This is a genomic window from Mucilaginibacter sabulilitoris (assembly GCF_034262375.1).
In the GTDB taxonomy this organism is placed as follows: Bacteria; Bacteroidota; Bacteroidia; order Sphingobacteriales; family Sphingobacteriaceae; genus Mucilaginibacter; species Mucilaginibacter sabulilitoris.
On record NZ_CP139558.1, the window covers coordinates 2662643 to 2684231 of the forward strand.

Here is a 21589-nt window from a genome sequence, read left to right on the forward strand (position 1 = left end):
AGCATGAGGAAATTAAAATTACAAATGAATATTCTGCTTGGCGACAAATGGGATGATGAAATGACAAATTTCAGTATTGATAACCTTAAAAGAGTAGACTCCATTGTACTTGGACGAAAGACAGCTGAGGGCTTTATTCCGTATTGGGAAAAGGTAGCCGGGAACCATAACGACGACTTTTACAACATTGGAAGACCATTGCATGATATACCCAAAATTGTTTTCTCAAAGAAATTGAAGACCAGTAAGTGGGACAATTCAATCATCGCAAAAGGCGACATTACAGATGAGATAAAAACCTTGAAGAAGAAAAAAGGCAAAGATATGATTGTTTATGGCGGTGATTCGTTCGTATCATCGTTAATTCAACATGAATTAATTGATGAATTTTATCTGCTTATAAACCCTGTAGCTATTGGAGGTGGAAAAACCATTTTCAACCCCCTCAAAAATAATGTACAACTGAAGCTTAAGAAATGCAAGCCATTTCCTTGTGGGGTGGTTTTGCTGTATTACACAAGATAAAAAATAGAGAAATCCATTACAACAAGCATCCTGCTGCAATATGAGCAGAGGTTTAAAGCCGGGCATAACCAGGCTGCGGGAAGCTTAAGTTTATTTATTTTCATAATAAAATGTGTTATTTAATAAGGGTAAAATATTATATATTCAGGATAATATCTTATATAATTCCGCTTTATTAACCGCATATATTTGGTATATAAACCAATTTAACAACACAATTTATTATGAAAATGAAAAATTTAATGATGCCTTTGGTACTGATTTTATGTGCGTTAGTATGTGGAACTGTGCAGGCAAAAGATGCGGCTCAAAAACAGGGAGCAATTACGGCTTATTATTCCTTTGAGGATATTGCACCTACTAAGGCGACAAATTTTACTGATGTTCCCTGTAACCTTACCATGTCGCAAGATTGGCGTGATACCGACTGGATAATTACTTTTAGCCAGAATGGTCATGAGGTATATAGTTTTTCGACGCCTTATTATCACTCATGGGATAATATTGACGGTTATGAAAATTTAGGAAATGTGGCTGAAGGTACTTATGATATTACATTTACAACATCAGACAGCACCTATCCTTTTCATTATTTAGTACTTCCGGATGGAACTGACAAGGATTATGCTGATTGCTACGTGAATGGTGGGGGATATACATTTCATAATGTAACTATCACCGCTGCTACCGGTTGCGAATTAATGGCAACACCTGACCTGGAATAGATTTTTTACGTTTGATACAAAGTATAAGTCCACGGAGAGTTCATATCCCGCGGACTTTTTATTTGGACTTAGCCTATGGCCGGTGTTATCACCACACCATACAATGTACCTTCCCATGCAAACAGTCGCAAAGTGCCCCTCATATTGGCGTGATTGCCCCCGATATCCGTACCTTGTTGGTTTAACTTTGTTTATCATTAAACTAATGGGAAATAATAATGAAAAGTATCAACAATACCATCGCCGGGCTTGAACTGGCCCAAATTGGCTGGGTAGTCCCGGACATCCACGTCGCCGTAAAATTTCTGTCGAACGCCCTGAGCATCGCGGGCTTTCCGGAGCCGGAGCATTTCTGTGCACAGGATTTGAACATGACCTATTATAGCAAGGTTGTGGCAGGCGATTGCCTAACTACGCAAACCTATAACGGAGGTACCTTCATTGAGCTTATTCAGCCTCTTTCCGGCCAAAGCATCTTTCATGACTACCTTGCCAAATGTCCGGCAGGCGGCATACAGCATATAGCCTTCCGTTTGCCGGTTAGCGATTTCAATCAGGTCACCAACGATCTGCGCGAACAAGGTTATGCGGTCATGAGCGAAGTGGACCACCCGATTGCACGGATGGCTTTTTTTGATACCTACCAAACGCTGGGCGTAGCTACCGAAATTATGGGTATCACGCCAGAAGGTTGGGCCGCCATAGAACAAATGCAGAAGGGTAGGTGAGGTTAAAATGGTTCGAGTGCCAATGGCAAATCCCAAATTGTTGTAATAAGATGTAAATCAGAGAACCGGTTTTTTAAAAAATACCAGGTTTTAAAAGCAAAAGCTTCACAGAAAATGTGAGGCTTTTTTATTCAATCCTAAACCGAAAAAGTTGAAAAAAGAGTAAATTTATCAAAAGCAAAAGAAAAATCTAAATACTCACTTTAAAAACCAAAAATTATGAAACTTAAAAGTTTAGCAGTTGTACTGTACCTAATCATGGGCAGTCAATTGGCCAATGCACAGGTAAAAGTAGCCGATCTGGTAAAGGAATGGGAAAGGGCGAAGGCTTACACCAAAGAATATCTGGATGCAATGCCCGATAGTGGTTATGCTTTAAAGCCTACTCCCGAAATGCGGTCTTTTGCGGAGCAATTATTGCACCTGGCAGATGCCAATTATGGTTTCACTTCGGCAGTTACAGGCATGAAAAGCCCTTTTGGTCAGGGAGAATTGGAAAAGAGCAGCGATAAATCCAAAGCTAATGTGACCAAACTGGTGCTGGGCAGCTACGACTTTGTGATCGATAACATCAAAAAGATGACAGGTGCACAACTGAATGAAAACATCAAATTGTTTGGAAACTTCGAAATGTCTAAAAACACGGCGTTGGCTAAGGCTTTTGAACATCAGACACATCATAGAGGGCAAACCACTGTATATCTTAGGCTGGCAGGCGTCAAACCACCACAAGAAAAACTATTTTAGGAATAGCGCTACTGAGTTGAATAATGCTAAAGCCCTGATAATGTCATTTATCAGGGCTTTGTATTCATAGCAGGGATTAAACTGCTGTGCTTGCGTAATTCTATCACTTTTTTGAATGGATATAAGTTGAGCCCAGCCTATACCGGTAGGTATTTATTAAGTATTTTTCCACCTTTATATGATGTAGAGCTTTCTAATTTCAGGAGTTTTTTCTCCTTAAAAATGGAAAGCCCGTTCCCGATGGCAATCGGGTTGCTGAAAATATAATATTCATCAATAAGGTTCAGGCTTATCAGCGAACTCACAAAATTGGCCCCTCCATAAACCATAATATCCTTGCCTGGTTCTGCTTTAAGCGCCTGTATTGCTGTTGCCAGATCTCCGTTTTCTACTTCCAGATTCCTGCCTTTAATGGATGTTTGTGTGCGGCTGAAAGCGATCTTGTGCATATTTACCATTCGTTGCGCCAAAGGCTGTTCCGGGCTGTCGGGTTGGGTGTCAACTACATTTTCCCAGTAATCGATGAATTCCCGTGTCATCTTGCGTCCCAGTAAAATGGTATCACAGCTGTCAGCCAGCTCAATTACTTTCTGCATACCGGCTTCGTCCGGCACGCCGGAAGCCCACATCCAATCTAACTGGCCTTCCGGCCCTGCTACAAACCCATCAAGGGTCATTTGTACCTGTAATTTTAATTTTCTCATAGTAATTGTGTTTAAAAATTGATTATGTCTCTTTCTATCACAAATATCTGCAAACCATACATGTTATGGTGGGTATGATCACGACAAAACAAGAGGTGATTTGCGCAAAAAGAAAGCAGATGAGAGGTATCCGCAACGGGATCTTTCGTCATAAACGATCTAAGGCGTCAGTTTATAACTTTCGTTGATAACGGCTTCATTGACTGCTTTAACCCTTTCCATCTCCATTTTTTCAACGGCCCTGTCATAAGTAAGCACACCATTAACTTCATGTTCTACATCGGTTGTTTGCGTGTAGATAGCCACACTCAGGCCTTTGTACTTCATCAGCTGTTCCACTTCATCCAGTAAAAATACGTACCTGTCTGTTAACCTCATTTTGGTTGGTTCATAGTCGTAAGCATTATTTGCTACGGGCCACATATGGTCACGCACAAACAAGCCTACTCCGCCAAATTCGCCTAATGATGCTGCCCGGTGTTCGTCGGGTACTGAGGCGCCATAAGGGCCCACGTAAATATGGGTGTCTACATAATCTCCATTTCCGGGGTCGCCATAGGCTTTCTGATAACTCGGGTTATTGTTAAAACCAGAATTACCATTAACAAGTCTTGACGGATCGTACTGCTTCACCCAACTGGTAATATTCTTTACATCAAACGCCCCCCAGTTTTCATTAAAAGGCACCCAGGTGATTATAGATGGAGAATTGTAATGCTGATCAATAAGGGTTTTTAGCTCTTTTCTGAATTGGGTGCGTGTTTTGGTGGTATCTTCATTTTGGTACCATATTGCCGGCATGTCCTGCCAAACTAGTAATCCCAGTTTATCGGCCCAATAATAAAACCGCTGCGGCTCAGTTTTCATATGCTTTCTGATGAGGTTGTAGCCAGCATTTTTGGTAAACTGGATATCAAACTTGAGCGCCTCTTCTGTTGGGGCGGTTAGTATACCGTCTGGCCAATAGCCCTGGTCAAGCAGCCCGAGCTGCATCATAAACTTACCATTAATCAAAGGCCGGTTAACGCCATTAACCTTGCCTAATTTAATATCCCGCATACCGAAATAGCTTTTTACCTTATCGGTAATATTGCCATGAGCATCTTCCAGGCTGATGGTAAGGTCATATAAAAAAGGATCGTCAGGCGACCAAAGCTTTGGCGACTTAATGGGCAGGTAAAAATAAGTGCCGTTTGTTGATTGTGCCTGTGAAACCAGCTTGTTTCCATCAAGCGCTGCCGCAGTTACTTTTCCTTGACCTTTGGTGCTCACCTGTACTTTTAGCCTGTTGTTAGCCAGGTCGGGCAGCAAACGGATGTTCTCGATGTACGTTTTATTTACCGGTTCTAACCATACGGTTTGCCATATTCCGGAGCAGAAGGTATAATCTCCGCGCGGGCCATTTTTACCGGATGGCACACGGCCATCATTCAGATCATAAGCCGCAACTACCAGTGTGTTTTTCCCATTTTTTAAATAGGGTGTTATGTCAAAACTGAAGGCATCATAGCTGCCAGCATGGGTGCCCGCTTTATGTCCGTTCACAAATAATGTTGCACTGTGGGCCACAGCTTCAAAGTGGATAACTACCTGCTTGTTTTTCCAGGTGGCCGGGATTTCAAAACTGCGGCGGTACCACATATTGATCTCCTGTTTACGCTGAATGCCGGATAATACCGATTCCGGGCAATACGGAACACGTATTTGTTCGGCTTTATTATCAAAAGACACCGGTTCCGCCGGATCGAGTGCGTTGGTAACATTATTTCCTCCCCGGTAATCCCATTTACCATTCAGGCACATCCAATCGCTGCGTTGTAACTGCGGCCTTGGGTATTCCGGAAAAGGTACAGGGGCATCCATCGCCGCTTTTGTCCACGTTGTGGGCAGGGCAGGCGCCTGGGCAAATAGATAAGAACAATTAACGATGAGTAATAGTAGAAAGAGTGCAGGGTTAATCCGGCTTTTATTCATAATCATTGATTTATTAGGAGGAAGCCCAAACATATCAAAAATAAATTTATACATTCTACTGAACTGACACTATAAATAACATATAATCAGGTAGGTAGTATTCAGTCCACGGTTGATGTTATCACCGCACCTTATAATATACCCCGGCGCCGGAGTTGACCTGGGAACCGGACCAGGCTCGATTTTGTATGTAATTTAAAACAGGCTGATCATTAGGATTATAATTAAATAAAGGATAAATTTAGTTCAGCAAGTCTTTCTGCCAAAAGAAAAAGAATGTATCATAACATTGGCTGCCCGTTTCGTCCCTGACTTTGTCTTGTTCAGTTATTTCGTCAGCATTTTCCGGCAGCAGCCGCAATACCTTTGCTTTAGAAGTTGAGAAATCTTGAAAGTGGCCGTCTGGAATGAATATTTAAAGATGTTTTTGTCCAATAAATAACCCGTTGGTCACTTCCTGATTAATACACAAGGAAATAGAAACTATTAAAAAATCAAAGACAATGGAAAATCTCAATAAATCAGGCAGTTCAAAAACTGTAAAGGTTGCTGCCGTACAAATCAGCCCTGTATTGTACAGCCGGCAAGGAACTGTTGAAAAGGTTATCAATAGGATTAAAGAACTGGGTGCAAAAGGAGTAGAGTTTGCTACTTTCCCCGAAACAATTATACCTTATTATCCATATTTCTCTTTTATACAGGCACCGTATGCTATGGGAAAAGAGCATCAACGCTTAATGGACGAGGCAATTGTGGTTCCTTCGGCCGAGACCCAGGCTATTGGCGAAGCTGCCAGGCAGGCCGGCATGGTAGTTTCGATTGGTGTAAACGAACGCGACGGTGGATCAATATACAATACACAGCTGCTATTTGATGCTGATGGAACTTTGATTCAGCGCAGGCGCAAGCTTACACCTACCTACCATGAAAAAATGGTATGGGGACAGGGAGATGCATCAGGTTTGCGTGCCATAGATAGCAACGTGGGCCGTATCGGACAGTTGGCATGCTGGGAGCATTACAATCCGTTATTCCGTTATGCCCTGATCGCTGATGGAGAACAAATACACTCTGCGATGTATCCCGGATCTTTCTTAGGGCCATTACACAGTGAGCAGACAGAGATCAATGTCCGCCAACACGCCCTGGAGTCGGCATGTTTTGTGGTATGCGCTACGGGGTGGCTAACCCCGGAACAACAGGCACAAATTGCCAAAGATACCGGCGGCCCGATAGGCCCTATCTCTGGTGGTTGCTTTACTGCGATTATAGGACCAGATGGGCAGATTATCGGTGAGCCTTTAAAATCAGGAGAAGGTGAAGTAATTGCCGATCTGGATTTTGCATTGATTGATGCACGCAAGCGTTTGATGGATAGCAATGGTCATTATAGCCGCCCGGAATTGCTAAGTCTGAACATTGACCGCACCCCGGCAGTTCATGTACATGATCGTATGATTAGTAGTGAAATGATTGCTAATCAGGTTCAAAATATAGCTGAGTAAACAAATAATTCATAAAAAGAGGTGCGGTGAAAATGCCGCGCCTCAAGCTGATTGCCTTGCATTGGGACTTTGAAATCCTTATTGTTATTACCTGATAATTCTGTTAGTTTGTACCTTATTCTGACCAGGGCGAGTGCAAAATCAAATCGCAATAGTCTTTTCTTTCATATCCCGGAATCATACATGCGCAAATATCTGCATTGATACTTCCGTAGGTAGTATGTGGCTTATGTTTAAACCCGTCGAAAAATGTAGTTATCATATTTTTCTTTAATCCATTTCGCGGAAATTGGTTAACAATTTCCTCACGAACATTATTCGATAACTGGTCATAGCCCCGGCCAATGACATCCAATGCTGCTCCATAGTTGAGTAATGCTACCTCAGATTCTTTGTATTCGGCAATACCGGGTGATGTATGCAGGGCAATTGCATCCCAAACCAATTGCAGTGATTGCGGTGGAACGCCATGACCGCGCAAAAAATCACGGGCGGCATTTGCCCCATCAACTTCAAACCTTTTATCGTAGCTGCGGTAGTGCGCTGTTAGTCCTAAATCATGAAACATAGTGCTAACGTACAAGAGTTCCGGATTATATTTAATGCTGTTGTGCTTGCCATTTAGGGCCGCGAAAATATAAACCCGCAGTGTATGGTTGTACAAAAGTTCGCTGCCATGTTCCCGCAATAATTCTGTTGCCTGTTTTGCCATTGCACTGTCGGGTATTTTTATACCGGCTATAGTTTTACCTGCAATTATCATCGTATTGGTTTTTAATTAATTAAAAATATTTTTAGATAGCTACCGTTTGGGTTGATATAGCTACGCGATTTAGAAAGTTCATGTGGCAGATACAGATAATGATATCTGCTATTTCCTTTTGGGTAAAATGAGATTGGAGCTTTTGGTATGCATTGTCCGAAACACCATGATTAAAGATAAATGTAATTTCTTCGGCCACCTCCAAAACCGCGCGTTCGGTTTCAGTGAACAGGGGGCTCTCCTGCCAGGCGGATAAAGCAAATATGCGGCGGGAAGTTTCTCCGTTCTTTAAGGCATCCTGCGTGTGGTAATCGATGCAATAAGCACATTTGTTGATTTGTGAAACCCTGATCTTGATAATTTCTATTAATGTTTTAGGGATAGCAGATTCATATAAGCGTTTGTCTATTCCCGATATCAGATCCCAGTATAAAGGTTCTTCTGCCCATACATCAAGACGATGTTTGATTACTTTACTCATGATAGTTCATTTATATTTTACAAAGGTGAGAAACATAAATGCCTTTCTGCTTAAACTGGTTTAAGAAAGAAATTTCTTCTTCAATTCACTCAAATATTCAGGTGTAAACCCTAAGAAAGAAGCAAGCAAATATTGAGGGATACGCTGTGTAAAAGCCCCAAAATGCTTCAGGAAATGCAGGTATAATTCTTCTTTAGAAAATTCATAAAGATACCTTAGCCGCATCTGTGACGCTGCATATGCCCGCTGGAATACCAGGTGAAAATACGCGTTCATTTCCGGAATCTGTTTAAGCAGTTCGCGTTGGGCATCTGCGCTGATACATAGCACTTCGGTATCTTCTATGGCCCGGATAGAAAATTGTGCAGGGATGCTATCCTGGAAAGCCGTAAAATCCGAAGTCCACCAGTTTTCTAAGGCAAAGTCGAGCGTTTGTTCTGCCCCGTTTGCCCTCAGGTAAAATAATTGGACACAGCCTTTAACAATAAAGAATTTTTCAAAACACCGGTGCCCCTCAGTTAACAGCAGGTCTTTTTTATGGCATATTTTATGTTCCAGAAATGAGCCGATCAAATTTGTCTTGTCTGTATCAATTGAACAAATCTTTTCTATATGGGTTAGCAGTGGTTGTATCGCGTTAATCATAATAATCACGTTGTCAATTTCTTAAGTTTAATCAATCACTTTGTGGCCGGTATTATCTTTCACTCCGGCAAGCGTTCCATTTTATGATTGAGCTAAATATTTCCTGGTTAAAGGTAATAAGTGGTGTCGCGAAAATATAACACAGGTTGAATAAGTTTTAGGCCTTAATATTGCGGTTTTTATACCAGCCGGTCAATATTAGTGCACTTATCAGCACTATGCCTTGTAACACGAGACCTATGTGATCCGGGTTTTCCATGAACGTTTTTGCACCACCCTGCGGGTAAGAAATGGTCCATAATGCTGCTTTACTGCCTTTGAGTCCTGCCAGATTTTGCAAAATATTTAAAGCCAGGTGTATACCCGTTGGCATGGCAATACCGCCTGACCATAAAGCTGCAAGCCCGAATACAAAGGCCCAAACAAACGGCCCGTAAAAGGCAATTTGTATGTTCCATCCGTTTAAAATATGGTAAACCCCGAAACAAATGGCCACAATAAACTGGCTCACCCAGATACCGCATGCACTATTTAATTTTATCTGCGGATAAGTCCTGAAACCTATCTCTTCCATCAGCGCTAACGGTACCAACGCTGCATACAATGACAATGATTGTATACTAAACGTTTTGGGGCTATACCTGATTGACAGATGGGTACAGCTTAACAGTACAAACATTATGAACATAAATATTGCCGTACCTATCAACAAGCCATAAATAAATCTTAACGGTGTTTTTCGTTCCCATTTCAAGCCAATAGCTGCTATTATCGGTAGGTTTTCCTTTTTTTGAAAAAGCCATACAGACAATAATCCCGCAATTACCCCGATGGTGCCATAAATAAATTTAGAACGGAGAAAAGGAAAGGGCGAAAGATTTTGTAAAAACGAGCCTGCAACCAATAGTATGATAAACAGAGCTATAAAAAGCATACTTTTAATAATAGCTGCAGATGGATTTTCGGAGAGAGGTGTGATCGGTTTGTTCATGCAGCAAATATATTGGGGGAATATTTAAAAGGCGGCCGCCATTTCAAAATGTCGTGTTAATGGCGTATTATAGTGTCATAAATATCAGCTAATGGAACACAAAAATGTACAGGAACTTGCTCGTCTGGTCAGGCAACATCGTTTACAAAAAAAGTTTACGCAGCAAGAGCTTGCTGAATGTACAGGTATAAGCCTGAGGTCTATACAGCGTATTGAAAATGCCGAGGTATGGCCCCGCACATATACCCTAAAAACGCTGGCTACTCAACTTGGTTTTGAGTTAGATCAGAAGGAACCCATTAAACACATTGCCGCCCGTAAGTTAAACCAACATCAAAAACTGGTACTAACATTTGGTTTGGCTTTTTTACTAATACTGCTGGCCTGTGCTTTTGTATTCCAATCGCCTACCTTCCCCGAAACTCAGTTTGAGCTTTCACTATATGTTGCCGGGGTTATAGTTGTATATACGATTTTTATGCTGATTATTTGGCGATAAATCTTTCTCCGTTCCGTCGCTGCCCGTTACCCATGGAATTTACTAATAAAATTATATTTCATATATTTATATTACATCTTCCGCAGTATTCGTAATGTATTCATTTACAGAACTATGGGCTATGGACCTGATTCAACATATCGAATCTAAGATAAAATTAAACGCAGGAGAATGTGCGGTGATCAATGCTGCATTCAAAAAGGAATTTTATCCTAAAGGCACTAATCTTGTACAGCCTGATAACAGGTCGCCGAAAATTTATTTTGTAGAAGAAGGTTTGATCCGGTTATATTACATCAATCGGGACGGAAAGGATATTACGCATTTCTTCTTTGGCGAGAACAACTTTACCATGTCTGTAGAAAACGTTTATTTTAATAACCCCGACCCCTATGGCAGGGAGGTTCTGGAGGATTCAACCTTGCGGATAATTCATTATAAAGAATTTACTGATTTGTTTGATAAAATTACAGCGTTCAGAACCTTCTCTTTTCTGGTGACTATTGATATGTTAAAACGATTTTCAGACAGGCTTTTTTCACTGCAGTTCCAAACCGCCGAGCAGCGCTATAAAATTTTTACCGACAACTATCCCAATATCCTGTTAAGAGCGCCCCTCGGGCATATTGCATCTTATTTGGGTATCACGCAGCAAACGCTGAGCGTAATAAGGGGCAAAAAATAGTTTCCCAACAAATTTCATTTTTTAAGATAGATTAAAAACGCTCTCGAGGGTTGTTACGTGCTTTGTATTATCAAATTATCAGATTATGCAAGCATTTATTTCTATTCAGGATTTTGGTGTGCATCATGTGTTTTTCGCAGATGATTTAGGTGTTGCATCCATCTTCTATGGTTTAAAAAGCAGGTTGGCCGAGGTGAAATACCAGCATATCTCCCTGTTTTATTGTTCTCTAAATAAACAGCACCTTTTTAAAAAGGAGTTTAAAATACTGCAAAAACATTTTCCCGCTCAGTTATTCGTAAGCTACCATTCAAAGGGATCTGCGGGCCACTGTAATATTCGGCAAGAGGATATTGAGGCTATCCTGAATTCAAATACCATGCAGCAAATGCAATTTACGATTTCGGGTAACGAAGCTTTTGTCGAAAAAATTAAAGCATCACTGTCTTTCCTGGGCATCGAGAAAGTACAAATACAAGAACAATTTTTTACAGAATAATAAAATCAAAAAAAATGAAACGACCCATATTTTTCCCTGCACTTGTTGTCCTGTTTCTTGCCGTTAGCTGCAAGAACCGTACAACACCGGCATCTGGCAGTACTCCTGCTGCCATTGCTGTAAAAACTGAAGAAGTTAAACCGAAACCCATTAATGCCGAAGTAGCGGTAAGCGGTAACATAGAAGGCTATACCACCGTGAATTTAGGTTTTATGGTGGCCGGCAAAATCAATTATGAATTGGCCAGGGAAGGCGAAAATATTTCAAAAGGACAATTGATCGCGAGCCTTGAACCTACCAATTATGCTATTGCCAAAGAGCTGGCCGATGTGCAGCTCGGTTCTACAACCGATGAATTTAATCGCTTAAAAATATTGCATGCAGGAAAAAGCCTCAGCGAAGCCGACTTTTCAAAAATAAGCTTCTCCCTGCAACAAGCCAGGCTGCAACAGCAACTGCAGCAAAAAAACCTGAGCGATACCAGGCTATATTCTCCCATTAGCGGTGTACTGCTAAAAAAGCAAGCTGAAGAAGGAGAGATAGTGAGTGTGGGTATGCCTTTGTTCGTGGTATCTGATATCAGGAAGGTAAAAGTGCAGGCCTATGTTCCCGAAGCGGAATTGCATGAAGTGAAACTGGGGCAAATGGCAAATGTATACGTTGCTGCCCTGGGTAAAACATTTGCGGGTAAAGTAACAGAGGTTGGTTCTGCTGCGGATGCTACGTCCAGGGCATTCGGTATTAAAATCGAAGTGGAAAACCCAGGCTTGCTGATCCGTCCAGGCATGATCGCTGATGCACGGATTGCCGGCAGCAATAAAAAGCAGGCGATCTTGTTACCGGCCGAATGTATTCAGCAGGATATGGCCAACCAAAGCTATGTTTTTGTAGTTGACAGGGCCCAGAATAAGGCCTTTAAACGCAGAGTGAGCCTTGGAAGCATGTTTGAAAACCGGATCGAAATTGTATCTGGTCTTATCGGTACAGAAACCATTGTTATAAACGGCCAGAAAAAATTATCTGATGGCTCATTAATCTCAATCAATTAAATAATTACGACAATGAATATCATAAAAACATCGCTGAAGTACAAGCACGTCACATTGTCGGTATTGTTCCTGCTGTTTGCTGTGGGTATAGATTCTTTATTAAATATGCCGCGCAGGGAAGACCCCAAAATCACCATCAGACAAGGTTTGGTAGTAGCTTATTTTCCCGGTGCAAACTCTGTGCAGGTAGAAGACCAGGTTACCAAAAAACTGGAACAATATCTTTTCCAATATGAGGAGGTAGATAAGTCTAAAACCTATTCTACCACAAAGGATGGAGAAGTAGTGGTAAACGTGGAACTCACAGAACGGGTAAAGCAGCCTGATATATTCTGGAGCAAGCTTCGTCATCAGTTGCTTACTTCAAAACAGCTCGATTTGCCCGAAGGGGTAAAAGGGCCCGTTGTTAATTCCGATTTTGGAGATACCGAAGCCCTTGTCATTGCTTTAGAAAGCAATAACGCCAGCTACCAGGAGCTAAAACAGTATGCTCAAAAGCTGGAGGACTACCTGCGTACACTGCCCGCCGCTTCTAAAATAAAACGCATAGGGGAGCAGCAAGAAGAAATTGTGGTGTCTTCTACCTCTGAAAAATTGTCTCAGCACGGCGTTAATGCACAACAGGTTGTTCAATTATTGCAGTCACAAAACAGCATCAATGCAACCGGTGAGGTAAAAACAAATAGCAACAAAGCCCCTCTTTATACCAATGGCTATTACAGTACCGAAACAGACCTGGCCAACCAGGTATTGGGAACCTCGGCGTCGGGGTCGGTAGTGAAGTTGGGTGATGTGGCCACGTTGAAAAGAGATTATAAAGAACCCCAGAGTATCATTACGGTAAATGGCAACAAGGCAATGATGCTTTCTGTTCAGATGCAGGAAGGGAATAATATTGTAAAATTCGGTGAAGAAGTTAAGCGGAAAATAGAGGAAGCCAGAAAAGTAATTCCTTCAGATGTTAAAGTCACTACTATCGTTAATCAGCCGCAGGTGGTAGACGAAAATATTTCACACTTCATCAGGGAGTTTTTTTTGGCCATAATTTCAGTAATTATTGTAGTGGTTTTGTTGTTGCCCCTGCGCATTGCAGCTGTAGCCGCAATGGCCATCCCTATGACCGTGGCAGTGACCTTTGCGGTGATGCACGCCCTTGGCATTGAATTGCATCAGGTGTCTCTGGCAGCTTTGATCCTGGTGCTGGGGATGGTAGTTGACGATGCTATTGTTATCGCCGACAATTATGTAGAACTGCTGGATGAAGGTGTTGAACGATGGACCGCCGCGTGGCGCAGCGCCAATGATCTGGTAGTGCCGGTGCTGGCGGCTACTGTCACAATCATTGCCTCATTTATGCCGATGGTTTTAATAAGCGGTACTGTGGGCGAATTTATCTTCGCATTGCCTGTTACTGTCGCTGTTGCCCTGGCCTCTTCATTTTTTGTGGCGATGGTTTTGACACCCTTGCTTTGTTATACTTTTATCAAAAAAGGTCTGCACGAAAAAGCCGATCCTGCCAGGGACAAAGCAGATCATCAGTCTCCCGGGAAGCAAAAGAAATCCTTGCTCGACTACATGCAGAATGGATATAATGCCTTGTTGGATTGGTGCGTAAAACATCCATCAATTACTATTATCGGTAGCCTGATACCTATTGTCCTGGCGGGATTACTGTTTTCAGGCGGTATAAGGCAGCAGTTTTTTCCTGCGGCAGAAAGAAGCCAGTTTGTTGTAGAATTATGGATGCCAACGGGAACAAAGCTGGAAAAAACAAATGAAGCGATTTTAAGGGCTGAAACATTGATAAAGCATGATAAGCGGATCGTGTCTTACGCCACATTTACCGGCACCGCTTCGCCCAGGTTTTATTATAATTTCTCGCCGGAGTTTGCTACAAACAATTATGCACAAATACTGATAAACACCACGACAGAGGAAACTACGGAAGAACTTGCTGAAGAACTAAGCGCCAGGGTGGGAAAGCTGATACCCGAGGGCACAACTTATGTAAAGCTGATGCAGCAAGGCTCAGCGCTGAAGGCACCTGTTGAGATCAGGATTGTTGGAGAGGATATTGACCATCTAAAAACCATTGCCGAACAGGTAAGTGATATTGTGAAGCAAGCAAGGGGCAGCCGTTTTGTAAGAAACGATTTTGCCGAAGATTATTACGGCATCGGTATAAAGTTAAAAGAAGAAGCCAGTCGCCTGGGCTATACCACACGAAGCATTTCACAATCAGTATACACCGGTTTTAGCGGAGCAGCGATTTCTACTATATATGAGGGTAATGATGCTGTAAACATTGCGTTGAGGCTTGACGAAAAAAGCAGGCAAACAACCGGCGACTTGCAGAATACATATTTGAGATCGCCCGTTACCGGAGCAAATGTTCCGTTAAGGCAAATCGCAGATTTAGTTCCCCAATGGCAAAGCGGTCGTATTATGCATCGCAATGGGATAAGAACACTCACCGTACAAAGCGAAACCACCCATGATGTTCTCCCTTCAGAATTGTTGGCTGCTATACAGCCCGCAATAAGTAACCTGCAATTGCCAAGCGGGTACCACATTGAATATGGCGGAGAGGATTTCAATAAAAAGGAATCCTTGGGTCAGTTGATTACAGCATTGCTCGTTAGCCTGGTGCTTATATTTTTCATCCTGCTGTTTCAGTTCAGGGACCTTAAAGAAACGGCTATAGTAATGTTCAGTATTCCGTTAAGCCTGTTCGGCGCCATATTGGGGCTGTTTGTTACCGGGAACTATTTCAGCTTCACTGCTTTTATCGGGCTCATCGCGTTGTCGGGAATTGTAGTACGAAACGCGATCATCCTGGTTGACCATACCAACGAGCTCATTGAACATGGCCTTGATATTAAAACAGCGGCTGTCGAATCGGGGAAAAGGCGTCTGCGGCCAATCTTCCTTACGGCAATGGCAGCGGCGATTGGTGTATTGCCGATGATCATCTCGGGGTCGCCAATGTGGGCGCCGCTTGCAAGTGTGCTGGCATTTGGCGTGGTGTGGAGTATGGCAATGGCTCTGATATCTGTACCTGTACTGTACATAAAGTGGATTAAGTCAAAACCAGGTTCAATAGAAAAATCATTAAATTCTTAATCAAATGAAACTTACAATAAAATTCGTTTTACCGCTTATGGTATATTTCATGTGGTGCACCCTATCGCTAAAGGCGCAGGATGTGCCAACTTATTCCCTGGAGCAACTGACCGATTCTGCTTTACGGAATAATCATGCGCTTGTTACTAAAATGTGGCAGATAAAAGAGAAACAGGCAAAAATTGAAGAAGATAAAATTAAAAGGTACCCTTCAACAACTTTGAGCGGGAATTATCTGCATAGTTTTAGTTTAGGAGAATTGACCATCCCTGCAGGTTTAATCGGCCAATCAAGCCCCAGTACTGATAAGAGTTTCACGGTGGGCCAGAACAATAGCTCAGTGATAGGGATAATGGCTTATCAGCCCATTACACAACAGGCAAAAATAAAAACAGGTGTAGAAGTAGCTAAAACCGATGTGCTGTTGACAGAGAAAGACCGGCTTAAAATTACGCTGCAAATAAAACAGACAGTAGAACAACTTTACTATGGAATACTGATAACACAAAAGCGTTTGGAAGAAGCTGATGCTGCATTGGCATTAGCTAAATCAAAACTTCAGGATGTTGAAAATGCTTTGCGGGCCGGTAAAACGGTTACCGCTGATAAAGCGGGGTTGCAAGCCAACATTGCCGATGAGGAGCAAAATATACTAAAATTGAACATACAGGTACAGGATTACACCGGCGATTTAATCACCATTACCGGTATTATCGCAACCGATATAAAGTTAAAAGAAATTGAACCAGACATTCCTGCTATGCAAACTGTAGAGGAATACCAAAATGCCGCTAAAAATTCAAATGTTGATTTGCAAATAGCCAACCTGAATAAGTCAAAGGCTGTGTTGAGTATAAAGTCTTCCCGGCAAAGTAATATTCCCGAACTCGGATTGATTGGAGGGTACGCGCACCAATTCGGCAATGCATTACTACCGGTCAACAATACTTATGTTGGCCTCAGCCTGAAGTGGGACCTGCAAAGTATATTTTCAAATAAGCAAATAACCAGGCAAAGGCGATTTGGCTTAAAGCAGGCAGAAGAGAATTTTATCAACACAGAACTGCAGGTAAGTAACGATATTAAAAAAGCACACAGGAAAGTAAATCAGGCGCAGGCATTAGTTGCTGCTGCGCAAAAGGCTGTGAGTTACCGGCAGGAGGAATTAAAGATACAGGATGATAAGCAGGCTGCCGGTCTCAACAAATCGGCCGATTTGCTCAACACAAAGGCATTACTGGCTAAGGCCCGTGCTGATATGTATTCGGCACAGTTATCATACCGGATGGCTGTTTCAGATCTGAAAATTTTAGCAGGGCAGTGAAAATTCTGCTTGTTAACACGCTTACAAATGATTTTTTGCTGATAATATAATTAAGTGTTCGCTTTTATGAGTATTGTTATTTAATAGTTTATCACAAAATGGTATACAATTTCATTTACATATTTTGCTGTCAAATAAAGTGCTAAAGGTAAATGTTCCTTAGAAAATCCAAATATGTTAAATGTCTGATACATAGTTTGTGATGTTGATTTTAGGTTGCGTTCCTTTATATGTTTAGCAAGCAAAAATTCTTATTTTTAATATACTTTATCTGCGAGCAGTTTGAATTCACCATTTAAAACTATTCCTGTATGCCAATTTTCATGGACCGACATGATGTTTCCGAAACGGTTACAGCAGAGAACGTAGCACAGATACACCAGGAAGATTTAAAAATTCAGGGACAATTCTTGTGCAGGGGGCTAACTTATTGGTTTGACGACCAAAGAAAAACCGCATTTTGTTTAATAGAAGCGCCGGATGCCGATGCCATTAAAAAGATGCACGCGAAAGCGCACGGGGATGTGCCGCACATGGTTATAGAAGTAGATACGAGTGTGGTTGAATCATTTTTGGGCCGCATTGGAGATCCTGTTAAAGCCCAGAATACGACATTAAATATTATAAATGACCCTGCTTTCCGAATCATCATGATCATAGGTTTAGATGGGTTTCCGGCGCTTTCCAGGTCAGACCAGTTTAAATCATTGTTAAACTATTATCACAACGCGATTGTGGAGATATTAAAGTCATTTGAAGGGAGTGTTGTTAAACAGAATGAAAAGCATTTTTTGATTTCATTTAAATCGGTTACTTACGCTTTGCATGCTGCTCAAAAAATCCAATTATTACTTAAAGAAGATCCTGATAAAACAGTAAAGAAAATTAATCTGAAAATAGGATTGAGTTCGGGAGTACCGGTGTCTGAGAAAAACCTGATTTTTGAAGATGCCATTAAGTTAGCCGAACGAATGTGCAGGGTTGTTCAGGGAGAGATCATAGCATCCTCAGAAGTTAAAGAGCTATACAATAGTGAGAATGCCAAAGCCTTAGATGAAGGTAATATATATTGCCTCACAAAACAGGATGAAAGGTTTTTAACACTGTTAATGGAATATCTCGAACTAAAGTGGAATAATACCGATTTAAAAGTTGATGATTTTAGTAAACCGGTAGGGTGCAGCAAATCTCAGCTGTACCGCAAATTAATTTTACTTACAGGCAAATCGCCTAATACTTTTATTAGAGACTATAGATTGGATGAGGCTTTAGTATTATTAAATAAAAACACCTCGAATATTTCGGAAATAGCTTTTGAAACGGGTTTTAACAGTCCGTCATATTTCTCAAAATGCTTTCACAAAAAGTATAACTATCTGCCTTCCAGCTACTCAAACTGAACAATTGTTATAGATAAGTAGAGTTTAGATAATTCATTTGAACCAAAATTGCTACTAATTGAACTAAAATTTATAGTCCTGAATTTTGTTAGCACGTAGTTTTGAAGAAAAATAAGCCTGATAAAATTACTTAAAAGAACAACCGGTTAATTGCATGTGCCTGCAAGAATTTTTATTAGGGATAATTAACTCTTTTAAACATTAAATACAAAATTATGCCAGTTTTAGTTAAAGACTTAAGTCCGTCTGTTGTTGAAAAATTCAGCGGAGAATTTAAAGGTGAAGTTACGCTTCCTCAAAACCCTAATTATGATGAGGTACGTAAAGTGTACAACGGAATGATTAATAAACGTCCCGGGGTAATTGTTAAGTGCCGCAATGTTGACGATGTTGTAAAAGCAGTGAATTTTGCCAGGGAAAATAATCTTTTGGTAGCCGTTAGGGGAGGAGGGCATAATGGCGGTGGCTTGGGTTTAGTTGATGACGGTTTGGTTATTGACCTGTCGGGAATAAAGTTTGTACACGTTAACGCAACAGACAAGACCGTTCAAGTTGGAGGTGGAAACGTGTGGACAGAAGTTGATGCCGTTACCCACCAATATGGCCTGGCTGTGCCTGCCGGCATCATATCAACAACCGGAGTGGGCGGGTTAACGCTTGGCGGTGGAATTGGATATCTTGCCAGAAAACATGGCCTTACAATTGATAATTTGCTGGAGGCCGAAATGGTATTAGCAAATGGTGAAGTAGTTACTGTAAATGCCAGCCAAAATCCCGACCTGTTTTGGGCTATCCGCGGTGGCGGCGGCAATTTTGGGATAGTTGCTTCATTTAAATTCCAGGCCCATCCGGTTAAAAATGTTTTTGGAGGGCCAACCTTATGGCCGATAGAAAAAACAGAAGAAATTATGGAATGGTACCATAATTTTATTCATAATGCTCCCAACGAGCTCAACGGGTTTATTGCCACACTTACCATTCCCGGTCCGCCATTTCCGGAAGAACTTCATCTTAAGCAATTTTGCGGAATCATCTGGTGCTACTCAGGCGATTTAGAAAAAGCCGAAGAAGCGTTTAAACCGGTGCTTGCCATGAATCCAATATTTCAACATCTTGGCGAAATGCCTTATCCGGCAATTCAGCAAATGTTTGACGGTATGCTCCCTCCGGGTTTACAATGGTATTGGAGAGCTGATTTCTATAACGATATCAATGAACAGGCGAGAGCTAAGCATTTAGAATTTGGATCGGCCATACCGACCCCGCTTTCTCAAATGCACATGTACCCGCTTAGCGGAGCTGCCGCGCGTGTTGCTAATGACGCTACACCGTGGGCTTACAGAGATGCAAAGTATGCCGGGGTAATTGTAGGAGTTGATCCTGATCCGGCGAATGCAGATAAAATAACCGATTGGTGTAAAAACTATTGGGACGCCCTGCATCCTTTTTCTGCCGGCGGCGCTTACCTGAATTTCATCATGAACGAGGGGCAGGATCGCATTAAAGCAAGTTATAAGGGTAATTACGAACGTTTGACGAAAATTAAAGGTAAATATGATCCGGATAACTTTTTCAGGGTTAATCAAAATATTTTGCCGGCTGAGAGTAACTGATGTTAAACCTGTAAAAAGATTCCCTAAGCTTTTCGAACCCTACGTCACCTCTGCATCGCAAACCCATTTCTTATCTTATTGCGATGAATACCCGTTCAGATATCGATCCCTGTAAAAGGTATCGATATCTGATATTATAACCTCAATCAATTTTCTGCCGTTCAAAAAAGATGTGGTCTGTAACGATCACTCTTTTTGAACGTGTTGTACCTGATTTAAAAACCAAATTACACAAAATGAAAGCTATAAAGATGGCTTTGGTTTCAGTGATAATTTTACTGCAATTATCATGTTCCAAAGAAAAATCTGTCAATAATCCATTATCCAACCGGGTAATCAGATTTGAATTATATGCCAAAAAAGACAACTCAGATAATAACCATAACATTACATTCTCTTTATTCATCAAAAGTCATAAGAAAGTTCTTTTCGATTCTACGCTTGCTGTAATGAAAATAAAGGACATTCCTGATTCCACACAAAAGCTGGTTTTTGAAAAAAAAGTCCCGGATGATGATGGTTCTGAATTAGCTGCCGGCTTCCGGTATGTTATCGAAGGTGTGGGTAATTCTTCGCACCTGGATGTCTGCCGGGCAGGAGAGTCGTTCAAACTCATTGAATTTCCCTTTCAGTGAGCGGAAATTAATACGGATACTTTAAGGAATATCAAAAATTTAAAATCGTTTGCGATGCTTAATATTTATAATAAAAAGGTGAATGACCCTGGAGGTTATCGCCAATTTAAATACGGGAAAAGCTTAATAACGCTGTATAACTGCCCGTTAAAATCAAAGTTACAGGAAATTTGGAGCCAGCATAACTATATCATTTATGTGATGGAGGGACGCAAGATATGGCATACCGCCCACGGTAGCTATGAATTAAATAAAGATTCTTGTGTATTTGTAAGGAAAGGGGCTTCTATTATCGAGCAATTTTTTGATGCAACATTTTGCCTGGTGATGTTTTTTTTGCCAGACGACTTTATTTGTGATGTGCTAAAAACCAAAACAATTCCGCTTTATAAATCTGGCGAAAGGTATGAACCGGTTATGCCAATTTATACTGACACGCCGGTAAAAGCTTTCTTTCAATCTATGCTATTACTTTTTGAAAGTGGCCGCGAACCCGATCCATCACTTATAGAAGTTAAATTCAGGGAACTGGTTTTAACGCTCGCCGGCAACTCCCGTAACAGCGAATTGTTGTCGTTCTTTTGCTCGCTGCTTCATGAACCACAGGCGGTATCCCTGCAAAAACTGATGGAAAATAATTATCGCTTCAATTTAAAACTGGAGGAACTTGCCGAGTTAAGTAACAGGAGTCTGTCAACTTTTAAAAGGGATTTTAAAAAACAATTTAAAAGCACTCCCGGTAAGTGGTTAATTGAAAAACGGCTTAATCATGCCATGAACTTATTAACCAATACAGACAAAACCGTTAGCGAAGTTGCTTTTGAATGCGGATTTGAAAGTCTCTCTCATTTCAGTCGTGTGTTTCATGATCGTTTTGGAATAACTCCGCGGTGTCAGAAAAAGTGGTTATTGGCTTGTTGAACTTTTAAGTCAATTTTCTGGACTTTCAGGCAAAACTCGTTCTGTTACAGTAT

21 protein-coding genes are annotated in these 21589 nt (G+C 41.3%); 15 read left to right on the forward strand and 6 right to left on the reverse strand.

The features are described 5' to 3' along the window. The first annotated feature begins 3 nt into the window (after window positions 1-3). The 4 genes from SNE25_RS11425 to SNE25_RS11440 all read left to right on the forward strand — a co-directional run bounded on the left by SNE25_RS11425 (window position 4) and on the right by SNE25_RS11440 (window position 2725). The gene (locus tag SNE25_RS11425; protein ID WP_321565233.1) at window positions 4-525 is read left to right on the forward strand and encodes a dihydrofolate reductase family protein; all 522 of its coding nucleotides are present in this window, start codon (window positions 4-6) and stop codon (window positions 523-525) included. A 224-nt stretch (window positions 526-749) separates the two neighbouring features. Beyond that, entirely contained in the window at window positions 750-1250 is a 501-nt protein-coding gene (locus SNE25_RS11430) for a hypothetical protein (protein ID WP_321565234.1), read from the forward strand. A 218-nt stretch (window positions 1251-1468) separates the two neighbouring features. Beyond that, window positions 1469-1978 (forward strand): VOC family protein, encoded by a 510-nt coding sequence (locus SNE25_RS11435; RefSeq protein WP_321565235.1) that lies wholly within the window; start codon window positions 1469-1471, stop codon window positions 1976-1978. 219 nt (window positions 1979-2197) lie between these two features. Continuing rightward, entirely contained in the window at window positions 2198-2725 is a 528-nt protein-coding gene (locus SNE25_RS11440) for a DinB family protein (RefSeq protein ID WP_321565236.1), read from the forward strand. Between the two features lie 137 nt (window positions 2726-2862). Here SNE25_RS11440 and SNE25_RS11445 read toward each other — a convergent pair whose 3' ends face one another. Both SNE25_RS11445 and SNE25_RS11450 read right to left on the reverse strand, forming a co-directional pair. Beyond that, window positions 2863-3429, reverse strand: coding sequence for a dihydrofolate reductase family protein (locus SNE25_RS11445; protein ID WP_321565237.1), 567 nt, complete (start codon window positions 3427-3429; stop codon window positions 2863-2865). Between the two features lie 159 nt (window positions 3430-3588). Then, the gene (locus SNE25_RS11450) at window positions 3589-5403 is read right to left on the reverse strand and encodes a glycoside hydrolase family 2 protein (RefSeq protein ID WP_321565238.1); all 1815 of its coding nucleotides are present in this window, start codon (window positions 5401-5403) and stop codon (window positions 3589-3591) included. A gap of 503 nt (window positions 5404-5906) precedes the next feature. Here SNE25_RS11450 and SNE25_RS11455 point away from each other — a divergent pair. After that, window positions 5907-6908 carry a nitrilase-related carbon-nitrogen hydrolase gene (locus SNE25_RS11455; RefSeq protein ID WP_321565239.1) on the forward strand — a complete coding sequence of 334 codons (1002 nt, stop codon included), beginning with the start codon at window positions 5907-5909 and terminating at the stop codon, window positions 6906-6908. A gap of 115 nt (window positions 6909-7023) precedes the next feature. Here the strand turns inward: SNE25_RS11455 and SNE25_RS11460 are convergent, their stop codons facing one another. The 4 genes from SNE25_RS11460 to SNE25_RS11475 all read right to left on the reverse strand — a co-directional run bounded on the left by SNE25_RS11460 (window position 7024) and on the right by SNE25_RS11475 (window position 9788). Then, on the reverse strand, window positions 7024-7671 hold the full coding sequence (locus SNE25_RS11460) for an HD domain-containing protein (protein ID WP_321565240.1): 648 nt from the start codon (window positions 7669-7671) through the stop codon (window positions 7024-7026). A gap of 31 nt (window positions 7672-7702) precedes the next feature. Continuing rightward, window positions 7703-8152 (reverse strand): carboxymuconolactone decarboxylase family protein, encoded by a 450-nt coding sequence (locus SNE25_RS11465; protein ID WP_321565241.1) that lies wholly within the window; start codon window positions 8150-8152, stop codon window positions 7703-7705. 60 nt (window positions 8153-8212) lie between these two features. Next, window positions 8213-8797: a Crp/Fnr family transcriptional regulator gene (locus SNE25_RS11470; RefSeq protein ID WP_321565242.1), complete on the reverse strand. Its 585-nt coding sequence runs from the start codon at window positions 8795-8797 to the stop codon at window positions 8213-8215. A gap of 157 nt (window positions 8798-8954) precedes the next feature. Continuing rightward, window positions 8955-9788, reverse strand: a complete 834-nt coding sequence (locus SNE25_RS11475) for a CPBP family intramembrane glutamic endopeptidase (protein WP_321565243.1) — start codon at window positions 9786-9788, stop codon at window positions 8955-8957. A gap of 91 nt (window positions 9789-9879) precedes the next feature. On the opposite strand from SNE25_RS11475, the gene SNE25_RS11480 reads away from it, so the two are divergent. The 10 genes from SNE25_RS11480 (at window position 9880) to SNE25_RS11525 (ending at window position 21536) form a co-directional block, all read left to right on the forward strand. Beyond that, entirely contained in the window at window positions 9880-10287 is a 408-nt protein-coding gene (locus SNE25_RS11480; protein WP_321565244.1) for a helix-turn-helix domain-containing protein, read from the forward strand. 94 nt (window positions 10288-10381) lie between these two features. After that, on the forward strand, window positions 10382-10972 hold the full coding sequence (locus SNE25_RS11485) for a Crp/Fnr family transcriptional regulator (RefSeq protein WP_321565245.1): 591 nt from the start codon (window positions 10382-10384) through the stop codon (window positions 10970-10972). Window positions 10973-11057: 85 nt separating this feature from the next. Then, window positions 11058-11471, forward strand: coding sequence for a ferredoxin reductase domain-containing protein (locus tag SNE25_RS11490; RefSeq protein WP_321565246.1), 414 nt, complete (start codon window positions 11058-11060; stop codon window positions 11469-11471). A 14-nt stretch (window positions 11472-11485) separates the two neighbouring features. Next, the gene (locus tag SNE25_RS11495) at window positions 11486-12520 is read left to right on the forward strand and encodes an efflux RND transporter periplasmic adaptor subunit (RefSeq protein ID WP_321565247.1); all 1035 of its coding nucleotides are present in this window, start codon (window positions 11486-11488) and stop codon (window positions 12518-12520) included. Window positions 12521-12532: 12 nt separating this feature from the next. Further along, a complete protein-coding gene (locus SNE25_RS11500; protein WP_321565248.1) occupies window positions 12533-15643 on the forward strand; it encodes an efflux RND transporter permease subunit in 3111 nt (1036 codons plus the stop codon). 4 nt (window positions 15644-15647) lie between these two features. Next, window positions 15648-16967 (forward strand): TolC family protein, encoded by a 1320-nt coding sequence (locus tag SNE25_RS11505; RefSeq protein WP_321565249.1) that lies wholly within the window; start codon window positions 15648-15650, stop codon window positions 16965-16967. 311 nt (window positions 16968-17278) lie between these two features. Next, complete coding sequence (locus tag SNE25_RS11510; protein WP_321565250.1) at window positions 17279-18367, forward strand: nickel-binding protein; 1089 nt, start codon at window positions 17279-17281, stop codon at window positions 18365-18367. Between the two features lie 215 nt (window positions 18368-18582). After that, entirely contained in the window at window positions 18583-19980 is a 1398-nt protein-coding gene (locus tag SNE25_RS11515) for an FAD-binding oxidoreductase (protein ID WP_321565251.1), read from the forward strand. 236 nt (window positions 19981-20216) lie between these two features. Beyond that, the gene (locus SNE25_RS11520) at window positions 20217-20615 is read left to right on the forward strand and encodes a hypothetical protein (protein ID WP_321565252.1); all 399 of its coding nucleotides are present in this window, start codon (window positions 20217-20219) and stop codon (window positions 20613-20615) included. 54 nt (window positions 20616-20669) lie between these two features. Then, window positions 20670-21536, forward strand: coding sequence for a helix-turn-helix domain-containing protein (locus SNE25_RS11525; RefSeq protein ID WP_321565253.1), 867 nt, complete (start codon window positions 20670-20672; stop codon window positions 21534-21536). Window positions 21537-21589 lie beyond the last annotated feature (53 nt).

Coding starts and splice junctions, on each gene's coding strand:
- SNE25_RS11425 (WP_321565233.1), top strand. CDS start 4: ATGAGGAAATTAAAATTACAAATGAATATTCTGCTTGGCGACAAATGG.
- SNE25_RS11430 (WP_321565234.1), top strand. CDS start 750: ATGAAAATGAAAAATTTAATGATGCCTTTGGTACTGATTTTATGTGCG.
- SNE25_RS11435 (WP_321565235.1), top strand. CDS start 1,469: ATGAAAAGTATCAACAATACCATCGCCGGGCTTGAACTGGCCCAAATT.
- SNE25_RS11440 (WP_321565236.1), top strand. CDS start 2,198: ATGAAACTTAAAAGTTTAGCAGTTGTACTGTACCTAATCATGGGCAGT.
- SNE25_RS11445 (WP_321565237.1), bottom strand. CDS start 3,429: ATGAGAAAATTAAAATTACAGGTACAAATGACCCTTGATGGGTTTGTA.
- SNE25_RS11450 (WP_321565238.1), bottom strand. CDS start 5,403: ATGAATAAAAGCCGGATTAACCCTGCACTCTTTCTACTATTACTCATC.
- SNE25_RS11455 (WP_321565239.1), top strand. CDS start 5,907: ATGGAAAATCTCAATAAATCAGGCAGTTCAAAAACTGTAAAGGTTGCT.
- SNE25_RS11460 (WP_321565240.1), bottom strand. CDS start 7,671: ATGATAATTGCAGGTAAAACTATAGCCGGTATAAAAATACCCGACAGT.
- SNE25_RS11465 (WP_321565241.1), bottom strand. CDS start 8,152: ATGAGTAAAGTAATCAAACATCGTCTTGATGTATGGGCAGAAGAACCT.
- SNE25_RS11470 (WP_321565242.1), bottom strand. CDS start 8,797: ATGATTAACGCGATACAACCACTGCTAACCCATATAGAAAAGATTTGT.
- SNE25_RS11475 (WP_321565243.1), bottom strand. CDS start 9,788: ATGAACAAACCGATCACACCTCTCTCCGAAAATCCATCTGCAGCTATT.
- SNE25_RS11480 (WP_321565244.1), top strand. CDS start 9,880: ATGGAACACAAAAATGTACAGGAACTTGCTCGTCTGGTCAGGCAACAT.
- SNE25_RS11485 (WP_321565245.1), top strand. CDS start 10,382: ATGTATTCATTTACAGAACTATGGGCTATGGACCTGATTCAACATATC.
- SNE25_RS11490 (WP_321565246.1), top strand. CDS start 11,058: ATGCAAGCATTTATTTCTATTCAGGATTTTGGTGTGCATCATGTGTTT.
- SNE25_RS11495 (WP_321565247.1), top strand. CDS start 11,486: ATGAAACGACCCATATTTTTCCCTGCACTTGTTGTCCTGTTTCTTGCC.
- SNE25_RS11500 (WP_321565248.1), top strand. CDS start 12,533: ATGAATATCATAAAAACATCGCTGAAGTACAAGCACGTCACATTGTCG.
- SNE25_RS11505 (WP_321565249.1), top strand. CDS start 15,648: ATGAAACTTACAATAAAATTCGTTTTACCGCTTATGGTATATTTCATG.
- SNE25_RS11510 (WP_321565250.1), top strand. CDS start 17,279: ATGCCAATTTTCATGGACCGACATGATGTTTCCGAAACGGTTACAGCA.
- SNE25_RS11515 (WP_321565251.1), top strand. CDS start 18,583: ATGCCAGTTTTAGTTAAAGACTTAAGTCCGTCTGTTGTTGAAAAATTC.
- SNE25_RS11520 (WP_321565252.1), top strand. CDS start 20,217: ATGAAAGCTATAAAGATGGCTTTGGTTTCAGTGATAATTTTACTGCAA.
- SNE25_RS11525 (WP_321565253.1), top strand. CDS start 20,670: ATGCTTAATATTTATAATAAAAAGGTGAATGACCCTGGAGGTTATCGC.